Below are 12,533 nucleotides of genomic sequence, written 5' to 3'. Positions count from 1 at the left end.
AACTCCTGGCCGGATAGCTTGAGCGCTACCAACCGGTTAACTCCGTTGATAAAACGCACCAGCTTCCGCTTCACTCAGCGCGAGTTTCTGCACCGTACCGGTCTCCGATGAGCGCACTGCCGCTTCAATCACCGCCATGACGGCAATCGCCTGAGCGGGAGAAACTGGATTAGCCTGCTTGCCCGCCAGCGCATCACGCACCTGAATGTAGTACTGACGCTGGTCGCCTTTTGGCGTTTTGAGTGACGTGACCTGCAGATTACTGTCAAACACCATCAAATCATCCTGATCTTCGCCCCAGGTCGCGGAACCCGGCACGATGCCAGCAATCAGTTGCGCTTCCTGCTGGTCGGCTTTGGGTTTAACCACGCTGCCCTTATCCCCGTGAACGGTAAAGCGTGACACGCCACCCGCAGCGAGCATGCTGGCATGCTGGCATGCAGGATCACTTTATGCTCCGGGTAGCTGAGCGTGACGTGTGCCCAGTCATTGCTTTTCCCGCCATGACGCAGAACGGCGATGTCACCCGACACGGCTTCAGGGAGTCCGAACAGTTGCAGAGCCTGATCGATGATATGAGGCCCAATATCGAACCATAAACCGCTACCAGGAATATCGTGTTCTCTCCAGCGATCGCGAACTTCCGGACGGAATCGGTCTATATGAGACTCGAAATGTTTGACCTGACCAATCACGCCAGAATCGATGACCTTTTTCACCCCCAGGTAATCGCTATCCCAGCGGCGGTTCTGAAATACTGAGAGCAGTAACTTCTTCTCGCTGGCCAGTGCCGCCAGTTCTCTGGCCTCTGCCAGATCCAGCGTAAAGGGTTTATCCACCACCACATGCTTGCCGGCATTCAGCGCGAGCTTAGCCAATGGCGCGTGTGTCGCGTTGGGAGAGGCGATCACCACCAAATCAATATCTGCATGCTGGATGGCCGCTTCCGGGGAGTCGAGAACGATGACGTCAGGCAGGTCATTTTTGACCTTCTCCTCACTGCCAGACGAAACAACATGCAGCTTCAAACCGGGAACGGATTGAATTAAGGGCGCATGAAATGTTTTACCGACAAATCCGTAGCCGATGAGGGCGACGCGAATCTCTTTCTGAATACTCATTTCTGACTCCTCTTGCCATTAAGAATGTGTGATGTTGACCTGTGTAGCGTCGGTGACGTCAAACTCGCTCCAGGGCGCATCAAGGAAAAGTTGATGGATATCGGTGAGCGGTGCGACCAGATAGGGTTCACAACGGTTAAGTTTCATATGATCGGCCACCACCCAGTGTTCGCTGCTTGCCGCCAGCATGGCGCGCTTCACTTCCGCATCACCCTCCTGGCTGGCACTCAGTCCAAACCGGGCATGCAGCGCACAAGCCCCCAGAATGGCGATGTCGGCACGATACTTTTCAAGCAGAGATAGCGTGGCGCTGCCGGAAAACAGCCGTTGTTGCTTGTCCCATTTACCGCCCAAAAGAATGAGTTCGACATCCGGCTTATCACTGAGGTGATGGGCAATATCCAGTGACGTGGTAATGACCGTTATAGGGCCTTTTAGCAGAGTAGCAACCGCCAGCACTGTGCTGCCCGCATCCAGAAACAGCGTGGCACCTGCCGGTATTTTTTCCGCTACTTGCCTGCCAAGTTCAATTTTGACATCGGGAATCAGTGCGCTGCGCTGGTGACGATTCATCACTGACAGATCCAGCGCCACGGCTCCACCATGGTTTTTCTGCGCCAGACCCTGCTTTTCCAGATCGGCCAGGTCGCGACGCACGGTATCCGCAGAAACCTGCAACTTTTCAACAAGCTGCCCAATTCCCACCTGCCCTTGTTCAAGCAGCAATTCCATCAATAATTTTTGTCTGGCTGTTTTATGCATGTCGGTATCAAAGCCGCAAAATATTGCAATATGCAGCAGAATACAGCATGACGGGTGCGGTGAATACCGCTTTCTGAGGGTGGATACAATCGAACTAACGAACGGTGCCGGGATAGCATCCGAGAGAGGGGATTTTATAATTCTGTGAAGGATTCCACTGCCGTGAGAACTGAATAAACCATTAGCCGAGTTACGAGTGACATAATCCGGCTATCGATATTGTGCAGACAAGCGAGTGTGCTTTCGCTTTTCTCAACTAAAGCAGAATGACCTGCTTACCACTGAAATTGCGGTGCTGCAGAGCCAGCAGCTGCGCCGGAAGCTGTTCCCAGCTGAAGTGCAGCAACATTTCGCTTTGCAGTGTGCCCTGCGCAATCTGCCTCAGCATCTGTTCTCCCTGCTGCGTGAGTCTTTGCCATTGCTGTGCATTACCATGCTGGTGCAGCGCGCCGAGCGCCACTTCATGCAACGACAACGCACGACCAAACGCCGGATTCGGCCACTCTTTCACCCGCCCCTGAATGCATACCAGATGCCCATTCGCTATCAGGTTATTCGCCAGAAGCGCTGCTTTTTCCGGGCTGACAGCATCGATAACAGCAAAATAGCGCTCCTTCACGGCAGAAGCACCATGCTGCTCATCGCTGAAACAGCGCTTCGCACCCAGTGCGTGCAGACGTGACCAGTGACGTTCGCCGCTTAACGTTGTGACCTCAAAGCCACGTGCGTAGGCCAGCTGCACAAGAAAATGCCCGACCGATCCACCCGCTCCCGAAATCAAAAGTGGCGCGCAAGGCTCAAGCGGGATCTTTTCAATTGCCTGCCAGGCGGTAAGTGCCGGGCAAGGGAAAGCGGCGGCGGTCGCGAAGTCGAGTCCATCCGGGATAGGTAGCAAAACCTGCGCGGCCAGCACGGTATACTCAGCGAAACTGCCATTGCGTTGTAAATTCTGATGGTAGGCAACGCGCCTGCCCAACCAGTGCTGGTCTACATCGGAGCCAACCGCGACCACCGTGCCCGCACCATCGACGCCAGGCACCCGATCCCTCTGGGTGTCGAGCACTTTCCAGTCAACCGGATTCAAACCTATCGCGGCATTCCTGACCAGCACTTCGCCCGGTTGCAGCGGTGGCAAACTCAGGTAGCGTTCCTGCAGCGCCAGCGGGTTATCGCCACCCTGCCACACCCACCCTCGCCAGTCGCCGGGGAGGGTCATTTCCTGCTCAGACATACGCACCTGCAGAATAGGTCAGCTCGTAACTGTGGCTGTAAATCTCGATGATGTTGCCGAACGGATCTTCCATATAGACCATGCGATACGGTTTCTCACCAGGGAAATACTCACGTACCGGCATACGTTGTTTGCCACCCGCAGCGACAATTTTCTCCGCCAGGCCTTCTACATCAGGGTCCTGCACGCAGAAATGGAATACGCCGGTTTTCCAGTATTCAAAGTTATTGTCGGGTTTTGCTGCCGCCTTAAATTCAAAGATTTCAACACCGACGCGGTCGCCTGTGGAAAGGTGGGCGATGCGAAACTTCTCCCATCCCTTGCCGAAAACATCACTGCACATCACACCGATGGCGGATTCATCTTCTGCAATCTGCGTAGGCGGCATGATCAGATACCAGCCCATCACTTCGGTGTAAAACTTCACGGCGGCATCAAGGTCTGTCACCGAGAGGCCAATATGGGAAAAGGTGCGCGGATAGGGAGTTGTCATGATCAATCTCATAAGATGAAAAGATCTACAGGCTACGTAACTGTCGTTATAATGAAAACAGACGATCAATTATGAGAAGTATAAAATTTCATTATGATGAACCCGCAATGGCTCAAATCTTTTGCCACGCTGGCCGAACTCGGGAGCTTTACCGACAGCGCTGAGCGATTAGGCATCACCCAGGCGGCGGTGAGTCAGCACATTCGCCATCTGGAACTGCAGTTAGGTCCGGTGATACTGAGGAGCAAGCGCCCCCTGGAACTGACGCCCGCTGGCAGCGCCCTGCTGGATTATTGTCAGCAAATTGATCGTGCTCACCATCACTTAATGCTGAGACTGAGTGATGCCGAAGCCACCTGCGGTGAAGTGAGCGTGATTTCGCCCGGCAGCATCGGACTCCGGCTCTATCCCTTGCTGTTGTCATTACAGGAACAGCATCGCGACCTCACTGTTCGTCACCGCTTTGCGCCGGATAGTGAAGTGATCGACGCGGTTTTACATAACCGCTACGAAATGGGCCTGGTCACACACAAACCTGACGATAAACGACTCGAGGCCCATCCTTTTGCTGAAGAACCGCTGGAACTGATCGTACCGGCTAATACGCGAGTGACAGGTTGGAACGATTTGGAAAAGCTGGGGTATATCGACCATCCCGATGGGCAGGCGATGGCGACACGATTATTAAGTCGATTATTTCCGGGCAACCCAGGCATTCGTAACCTCCCCCAACGCGGATTCAGTAATCAGATCGGCCTGATTCTGGAACCGGTCGCGCGCGGGCTCGGTTTTGCGGTTCTGCCACGATATGCGCGACTGGCGTTTACCCGCCCTGAAACCATTGAGGTTGCCGCTGAGGGTGATGCGCTGGTTGACACCATCTGGTTAGTGCACCGGGCTGAATGGCCACTCTCTGCCCGCGCCCAATTAGCCTTAGCCTGGCTACAACGTCACCTCTAATCTTGTGGCGGATGCTACAAAGCGTCCGCCACACGCCTTCACAATCTTTCCATGATTGCTCACTTTGCAACCTATTTTGCAATGCCTGAGGCAAGACATGTAAACAGGCACCATCAGACATGTCTAAATGTGTCAAAAATATCAATATTGAGAATGATTATGATGATTATTCTCCTCCTCATTTGATATGTAACTAATAATAAACTGGTGTAACAATATGTCTTTTGTCTTTGGTGTAAGGAAAACAACGCTTTCAATTCTGATTGGAATTATCGTTCACAGTGGAAATGTGCTGGCGGCTGATAATAGTGACGTCTTATCGCTGGATAATAATGATAGCGGTAAAGAGAAAGTTATTTCAGCAAAAAAGGCAGAGAAGCCCGCAACGAATGAAACGGATATGATCGTCAGTGCAAAAGCTGAGAACGTATTAAAGCAACAACCTGGTGCATCCTTGATTACTCAACAGGATCTTGAGCGCAATCCACCGGTCAATGATCTCTCCGATATTATTCGCAAAATGCCTGGCGTTAATCTCACTGGAAACAGTGCCACAGGAAGCCGCGGTAATAATCGCCAGATTGATATTCGTGGTATGGGCCCCGAAAACACCTTGATCCTGATTGATGGTGTCCCCGTTTCTTCGCGCAGCGCTGTACGCTACAGCCGCACCGGAGAACGTGATACCCGAGGCGATACCAACTGGGTTCCCGCTGAGATGGTGGATCACATCGATGTACTGCGCGGCCCGGCGGCGGCTCACTACGGTTCCGGCGCGATGGGCGGTGTAGTGAACATCGTCACCAAACGCCCGACCAATGACTGGCACGGCTCATTATCCCTGTTCACCAATCAGCCCGAAGACAAAGATGAGGGCGCGACCAAGCGCATGAACTTTAGTTTGAGCGGCCCACTGATCGATGACGTGCTGACGATGCGCATGTACGGCAATATCAATAAAACCGACGCCGATGCCTACGATATCAATACCAGCGAGAACGGCTCCTACGCAGCCGGTCACGAAGGTGTGCGCAATCGTGATATCAACACGTCGTTACAGTGGAAGATTAACGAGCAACAATACCTCGACTTCAATTACGCCTACAGCCGTCAGGGCAATATTTATGCCGGGGATACGCAATATAGCCTGAGTAATCTCAGCACGCTGGTGCCGACCTTATATGGCAGCGAAACCAACCGCATGTACCGTCAGGCTTATAGCCTCATCCACAATGGCATCTGGGATTGGGGGCAATCCAAACTCACGCTGAGCTATGAGGATACGCATAATACGCGTCTGGCCGAAGGTTCAACCGGCAAAGTAGAAGGGATGATCAACAGCGATACCTTCAACACCAGCCGCTATAAAACCTGGCGTATCAACAACGAATACACCGTTCCTTTCAACTTGCTGGTGGACCATACCTTAACCATCGGGGGCGAGTGGAACAAAGAGCAGCTCAACGACCCAGCGGCGATGCAGGAAACGGATGCGACAGGCATTGATATCAACGGTGTTTCTGGCGACCCATCGCAGCGCAGCAGCAAAAACAGCCAGGAGTTGAGTGCACTCTATCTGGAAGACACGATTGATGCCTTCGACGGTACCACGTTGATTCCCGGCCTCCGCTTCGATTACAGCGATGAATTCGGCCATAACTGGAGCCCGAGTCTGAATATTCAGCAGGATTTAACCGACACGCTGAAGTTAAAGGCCGGTATTGCTCGCGTGTTTAAAGCCCCGAATCTCTATCAATCAACCGAAGGTTATTTGCTCGCCAGCAGTGGTAACGGATGTTCCGTAAGCGGCAGCAATGGCTGCTACTTGATGGGTAATGGCGATCTCAAACCTGAAGTCAGTGTAAACAAAGAGATTGGTTTGCAATGGAATGATGCGGGTTACAGCGCAGGCCTGACCTACTTCCGTAATGACTATCAAAATAAAATAGTCGCGGGCTCGGATTCTCTTGGAACCGTTGCGGTAGCCGGTTCATGGTATTCCTCGAACTATGATATCTATCAGTGGCAAAACGGTGGTAAAGCGTTAACCCAGGGTCTGGAAGGAAACTTAACCCTACCGCTGATTGAAGACAGGCTGAACTGGCGCACCAATGCCACCTACATGTTCACGTCGAAATATAAATCGACTGGCAATCCTTTGTCGTTGATTCCGAAATATACCGTGAACAGTTGGCTGGAATGGCAGGTGACAGATGCCCTATCCACCACCCTGAGCTGGACCATGTATGGGCGTCAACATCCACGTACCACGGCTGAGATACGTAAAGAAGCGAGCGGCTTATCAGATAAGGAAGTCGGTGCCTATGCAATTTATGGTGTGGGCGTAAATTATGAGATGAATAAAAACCTTCGCTTCAGTGCTGGCATCAGCAATCTGCTGAATAAACAGATCTACCGCGAGAACGAAGGCGCTTCAACGTATAACGAACCGGGCCGCGCTTATTATGCGGGTGTGACCACTTCCTTCTAAGACATTTATGAGCCTCTGCGGAGGCTCTTTTTCATTTCGAGGTGTCTGATATTCCGGGAAGTGTTTAAACATTATATTTCGGCGATAAAACATTACATACCTCACTGTTATAAAGAATTCTTATTGCCGCTATAAGCAAATCACCGTTTCACAATCTTACACCGCAAATTATTCTGGGCAGGGCGATGTTTGGCACATTTCCCGGCACAGTGCATCCGCTACGCAAAAAAAATGAATAAGACTTTGAGGATCCTTTATGAATGGCGTCCAGCCGCACTCAGTTAAACCGGTATTGCTGGTACTGAGTAGTTTTCGCGATATCGTCGCCGGGCATGAAATCTCCGGCTTTTACCTGCCAGAATTGATTAACCCTTTACATGTGCTTGAATCAGTCGGTATTCGAACGACCTTTGCCTCTGTCAAAGGAGGAAAACCACCGGTTTATGGTATCGAAGATGATGCGATCAATCAGCACTACTGGCAGGACGTGGGCTTTCAGCAGCGGCTGAATAACACCTTACCGCTGGCGGCGGCCAAAAGTGAGGATTATAGCGCGGTCCTGTTTGTCGGCGGACACGGCACGATGTGGGATTTCCCCGATGATGCCGTGCTGAAATACCTGACGCGCCAGATGTATGAGAGCGGCAAACCCGTTGCGGCGGTTTGCCACGGCCCGGCAGCGCTGATCAATGTAAAACTGCGTAACGGCCAGTATCTGGTAAAAGGCAAACGCGTGGCGGCCTTCACTGATACCGAGGAAATGGAAGTCGGTATGGCAAATGTAGTGCCTTTTATGCTGGAAGCGGCGCTCAAAGCGCGAGGTGCACGCCACCAGCCTGCGGATAACTGGCAGTGCAATGTGGTGATCGACGGCCTGCTGATTACCGGTCAAAACCCGCAATCTGCTAGCGCGGTTGGCGAGGCTTTGTGTCACGCGTTGCTGGCAGCGACTCATCTTGCGTTTTAAAACACTGTTGCCGAAACTGGCTGACGCAGTCTTGAATCCGTGCCAACGCCATAGGCTGATTTTTCCCACAAATCGAAGTTGCACCCTCATGTTGATGCAACTTGCTACGCCACTCAATGAACTGATGAATGTGCCAGTAACACGAGCGAGCTGACTTTCAATGCCTCAACAACAAAGCTTGCTGTATTCCAAGACGACTGACATAAGCGGAAAGATGCTCCGCATGTCTTTCAGTGACCACCAGGCCGATATAGCCATCCGGTCGAATCAGGTAAGCGGTGTCCTGTTTGAATCCTTTTTTCTCAAATACATCCTGCCAGGGGAAGACATGCCATTCCACACCATGGCGATCGCACCAGTTCCTGACTTCTTCAGTGGCTGTACCGTAGATGTGTAATTGCCAGACTATCTTTCTCAGTAATGCATAATTGTCTGTCTCACCCATAGCGATATACGGTAAGCGATCGCCCGCACTTATCTCTCCCGCTTTTCCCTCACTTAAAGGACTGTCCGGATAGCTCATCGTCGTTTGTGAGATGACGCGGAAAAGGTATTCGCGTACACGTTCATATCGATAGGTCTGACTGGCGATCGATGGTGCAATGTGTGTACGCACGAAATCTGCAAACCCGCCAGCGGCAGTGATGAAAGTGAAGACCCGGTCTGTGGTTTTTACCAGTTGGTGAGCGAAGCCTTTTCGCTCCGCCTCATAACTATCTAGCAAGGGTTCAGGGGCCTGCGCTTTAATTACCGCAGACAATTTCCACGCAAGGTTTATCGCATCGGCAATGCCGGTATTCATCCCCTGCCCTCCCGCCGGGCTATGGACGTGTGCTGCATCCCCCAGCAGAAATGCACGACCATGTCGAAAATGATTGGTTACCCTGTGATGGACACGGTAGGTAGAAAACCAGTTTACCTGTTTGATACTGAGCCCTAATCCGCTGATGGCCCTTTGGCTGACATCGTCAAAAGAGTGTTGCTGCTTATCCCCTTCCTCACTTTCAACAGTGCCGATCAAACGATATTGATGCTCCGGCCCATAGGGCATCACCAGGACAAAATCAGACTTGTCGAAGGCAATGTGTCCCTCATTCGCGGGTGTCACTCCACTGGCCAGTACATCTGCAACGTAAAAGAGATGGTTGTAAGTACCGCCTTCGAAGTCACTACCAATCTGATGACGCACCGGGGAATGCGCACCATCACAGCCTGCAAGATAGGTGGCAGTGCAGGTTTCTGTTTGCCCTGTAGGTGTTTTGATCGTGGCAACAATCTGTTCGCCTTCTTCCCTGAACGACATGAATTCTGTTTGTCGTTCGACGACAACACCTGCAGTTTCCAGACGGGTGACCAGCAGTTTTTCATGTCTGTCCTGGGGTAAGACAAGCACGAACGGATACGGAGAAATGTCCTTTCCGGCATTCTCCAGGGGAATGCGCGCCCTCGGTTTTCCCTTCGCCCACATATTCATTGCTGGCATTTTGTAGCCTGCTTCGATGGTCTCTTCAGCCATATCCAACTGTCGATAAAGTTCCAGCGTGCGTGCCTGAACGGCCATTGCTCGTGATGTCTCACCCGGTCCCTGACTCTTATCGATGATTCGAACTGACACGCCTTGCCGGGTGAGCCAGAGTGCCAGCACCAAACCAGTGGGCCCTGCTCCAACGATGAGTACGTCGATATTGTTCATAGGACTATCCGACTGTGGGGTGAGTTAAAAAGGAACGCCATGGTGAACGCGTAAGGTTAGTGTGATTTACACAGCTCAATGCAAAGTATAATTGTGCTTGATTGAACTGGGCCTGCTTTTGCTCACTGTCTTCCGCACGCACTGAGTAAAGCATTCTTACCGGCAGTAGAGGGGCGCCCTGCCCTTCCGGGCTCGCTGTCATGAGTGTTGATGCTTTAAGCTTGAAATGACATTGTCACCTTTCATGTGAATTTTTTCACCTTCCTGAAAACGCTATAAGGTAGTGTATTAAAAGAAATTTTCTGAAATTTTCAGGCTGAAAATCACCATGGATTATTGATTGGTGGTGAAGGCAGTGATAGTGATGGCGCTTAGGATGGTCTGGACGCTATTTTATATGCCCGAGTGAGTTATGACGATGGTATTTCTGCATAACGCATTTCGTGTCGTTCATCTCATTGAAGCTGATCCTGATAGAACTCCAGGATAACGAATACACCTAAGCGACAGCAGGTAATTCGTTATCCTCCACTTTCCGCGCAATGCGACTTTTATGCTAAAACCAGCATTTAAGCCTTCTCCAGATTTCTCATCGTGTGTATCACCAGTAGGTGTGATTAAAGACATCTGATAACTACATGTAAGGGTCAGTTGCACATTGGTTCGATGACCGGCACGTAAGGCTGCAATGCGAATTTTTATATAGGTAAATTTTGACGAATTGCCTGGGTTATTGAGTACGGATGACTTTGTCAGAAGTATGACGCTGGATGCTGGATGCTGGATGCTGGATGCTGGATGCTGGATGCTGGATGCTGGATGCTGGATGCTGGATGCTGGACGATGCAGTATTACCATTAATAACCTAAAGTGAAGTAAAAACCCTTAAATTTAATGATTTTCACACCACCGAAAAATCAACTTAAGATATTGAATAACAACAAATAATTCCACTTTTTCAGGCTGAAAATCACCATGCAGTTAGCCAAATTTAAACATTTTCCTGCACAGTGTGTTACTACCTTGGCTTCAACCTAATCTAAGGTTGATATCTTTTACGTGCTCAATGCTACATGCAGCGCAGAAGTTTTGAGAGCTAATTGTTAACACCTAAATATCTAAAATTATCTACATTCTTAGATAAATTTTCACTATTACAGTTCTTCTCTCAATTAGATTACGTGCATTATACTTCTCAGATTCAGGTTCAGGTTCAGGTTCAGGTTCAGGGTTGATAAAAGTCTTCAATCAAATCCTATTCAAGTTAACCGTAAGGCAATCCCAGTTTGAACCACCAGAACATTTCTAATTCTGAAAATCGAGCGCTAGATGTACTTATGTAATGTTGTGCGCAAATTATTTTGTACACCGCAAAAATCAACGCGAACTCGAATAATAAAAGCCTCGAGCCTTATCGACAGATTTTAATTTATACAAGGTGTGGTGTGGTGTGGTGTGGTGTGGTGTGGTGTGGTGTGGTGTGGTGTACATTGAAACACACGTCACCACAATGGTGGTAATAATAACACCACAACCCAATAAATTTTTATTGTTACTTGGATTAATCAGATCATGAGTTAGAACGTTCATACACTGAATTATTCTGAGGAGCGTGTTTGAAAAAATGATGCAGAGAATAAGTTTACATCATTGATGTGAGCTAAATGTGTAGTAGATGTACTTTGAAATTAAAATGTTTTTAAAATTCATTCAGTGTTTGGCGAGTGAATAAATTAGTGAAAATGACTGCGTACCAACATTAGCTACTTTTTTTAAAAGTGCGGTCACAGCTTGTAGCGCATAATTTTAATGAACAGCGTTAACTGTCATTATTTAAATGAATTATAGGAAGGGAAGGGAAGGGAAGGGAAGGGAAGGCGTATTTTGTATGACAATCGCATGTGGGTGATAATACGCAAAATCACTGCAGCCTCTACAACCATTTTTATACCAAAGCTCGTGCAGCCTCATATTGTCAACTTCATCTTGCCGATGAAAACGCCGGCCAACCATTTCATCAATTAGCTTGACCATCAACCCTGTTTTTTTCAATAACTCGGCTGAACACCTTTTTGTTTAAATATCGTGCTAAGTACGATAGGGTAGGGGAATTGATTGAAACATGACTTTCATGAATTGATTGGTTGGGTGAAAGTTTTAACTACATAAGCCATTGATTTAATTAAAATATATTTATAAAGGCGAAAATCACTCAATCATTAAAAAATCCACTTTTATTGATTTTTACCTAAAAACTGGCATGCGGAAGCTTTTTTAGTACAATACAAGAAATCATTATTATTGAGGTGCTTATGAAGCGTGATTACGGTGACGTGTTTGACATCGCTAACCGTGCGAATGGCATGCTGCACGGACTCAGCAGCCATATCGAGCAGCAGCGTCAGGAATTTAACCAGCAAGGCTACTACCATACCTTTACTCGTAATGCCGTCGCCAACTTACCGCTGTTGAGTAAACACGCGGTTGCCGCCGCCATCAGTGAGATGGAAGAGGCGGGTTATGAATTCGGCAGAAAGCAGACGGGCAGCACTTCTCAATATGCAATGAGCATTCAAAACGTCGTCGATATCTATAAGCATCGCAAGGTGCCCAAATATCGCGACAAACATAAAGATCCCTTCGTCGTTTTTGTGGTGAATCTCAAAGGTGGCGTGTCCAAAACCGTCACGACCGTTACCCTGGCACACGGTTTACGTGCTCACCCAGGCTTGCTGCATAATGATCTGCGAATTCTGGTGATTGATTTGGATCCGCAGGCCTCCAGCACCATGTTCCTCAGCCATACCAACAGTGT

At 49.5% G+C, this 12,533-nt stretch carries 8 protein-coding genes and 1 pseudogene; 4 read left to right on the top strand and 5 right to left on the bottom strand.

What is annotated here, in order from left to right:
* Positions 1-36: 36 nt before the first annotated feature.
* From ACXI0A_RS20535 to ACXI0A_RS20520, 4 genes and pseudogenes are all read right to left on the bottom strand, one after another.
* Positions 37-1,121 (bottom strand): annotated as a pseudogene (locus tag ACXI0A_RS20535) (oxidoreductase).
* An 18-nt stretch (positions 1,122-1,139) separates the two neighbouring features.
* Positions 1,140-1,883, bottom strand: a complete 744-nt coding sequence (locus ACXI0A_RS20530; protein WP_476147272.1) for a DeoR family transcriptional regulator — start codon at positions 1,881-1,883, stop codon at positions 1,140-1,142.
* A 256-nt stretch (positions 1,884-2,139) separates the two neighbouring features.
* Entirely contained in the window at positions 2,140-3,114 is a 975-nt protein-coding gene (locus ACXI0A_RS20525) for an alcohol dehydrogenase catalytic domain-containing protein (protein ID WP_476147273.1), read from the bottom strand.
* The gene (locus tag ACXI0A_RS20520; RefSeq protein WP_058962437.1) at positions 3,107-3,607 is read right to left on the bottom strand and encodes a lactoylglutathione lyase family protein; all 501 of its coding nucleotides are present in this window, start codon (positions 3,605-3,607) and stop codon (positions 3,107-3,109) included. The genes ACXI0A_RS20525 and ACXI0A_RS20520 overlap by 8 nt, the downstream gene beginning before the upstream one ends.
* Before the next feature lie 93 nt (positions 3,608-3,700).
* On the opposite strand from ACXI0A_RS20520, the gene ACXI0A_RS20515 reads away from it, so the two are divergent.
* From ACXI0A_RS20515 to ACXI0A_RS20505, 3 genes are all read left to right on the top strand, one after another.
* Positions 3,701-4,567: a LysR family transcriptional regulator gene (locus ACXI0A_RS20515; RefSeq protein ID WP_160869055.1), complete on the top strand. Its 867-nt coding sequence runs from the start codon at positions 3,701-3,703 to the stop codon at positions 4,565-4,567.
* Positions 4,568-4,784: 217 nt separating this feature from the next.
* The gene (locus ACXI0A_RS20510) at positions 4,785-7,058 is read left to right on the top strand and encodes a FepA family TonB-dependent siderophore receptor (RefSeq protein WP_476147274.1); all 2,274 of its coding nucleotides are present in this window, start codon (positions 4,785-4,787) and stop codon (positions 7,056-7,058) included.
* Between the two features lie 256 nt (positions 7,059-7,314).
* Positions 7,315-8,025 carry a DJ-1/PfpI family protein gene (locus ACXI0A_RS20505; RefSeq protein ID WP_476147275.1) on the top strand — a complete coding sequence of 237 codons (711 nt, stop codon included), beginning with the start codon at positions 7,315-7,317 and terminating at the stop codon, positions 8,023-8,025.
* A 157-nt stretch (positions 8,026-8,182) separates the two neighbouring features.
* On the opposite strand, the gene ACXI0A_RS20500 is transcribed toward ACXI0A_RS20505, so the two are convergent.
* On the bottom strand, positions 8,183-9,718 hold the full coding sequence (locus tag ACXI0A_RS20500) for an FAD-dependent oxidoreductase (RefSeq protein ID WP_476147276.1): 1,536 nt from the start codon (positions 9,716-9,718) through the stop codon (positions 8,183-8,185).
* Between the two features lie 2,312 nt (positions 9,719-12,030).
* On the opposite strand from ACXI0A_RS20500, the gene ACXI0A_RS20495 reads away from it, so the two are divergent.
* The coding region (locus tag ACXI0A_RS20495) for an AAA family ATPase (RefSeq protein ID WP_479485290.1) at positions 12,031-12,533 on the top strand (503 nt) is incomplete at its 3' end.

This window comes from Pantoea sp. C1E2 (assembly GCF_056491465.1).
The sequence above is the reverse complement of the archived record's forward strand: the minus strand, read 5'-3'. Positions and strand labels throughout refer to the sequence as shown.

Coding starts and splice junctions, on each gene's coding strand:
- ACXI0A_RS20510 (WP_476147274.1), top strand. CDS start 4,785: ATGTCTTTTGTCTTTGGTGTAAGGAAAACAACGCTTTCAATTCTGATT.
- ACXI0A_RS20500 (WP_476147276.1), bottom strand. CDS start 9,718: ATGAACAATATCGACGTACTCATCGTTGGAGCAGGGCCCACTGGTTTG.
- ACXI0A_RS20505 (WP_476147275.1), top strand. CDS start 7,315: ATGAATGGCGTCCAGCCGCACTCAGTTAAACCGGTATTGCTGGTACTG.
- ACXI0A_RS20520 (WP_058962437.1), bottom strand. CDS start 3,607: ATGACAACTCCCTATCCGCGCACCTTTTCCCATATTGGCCTCTCGGTG.
- ACXI0A_RS20515 (WP_160869055.1), top strand. CDS start 3,701: ATGATGAACCCGCAATGGCTCAAATCTTTTGCCACGCTGGCCGAACTC.
- ACXI0A_RS20525 (WP_476147273.1), bottom strand. CDS start 3,114: ATGTCTGAGCAGGAAATGACCCTCCCCGGCGACTGGCGAGGGTGGGTG.
- ACXI0A_RS20530 (WP_476147272.1), bottom strand. CDS start 1,883: ATGCATAAAACAGCCAGACAAAAATTATTGATGGAATTGCTGCTTGAA.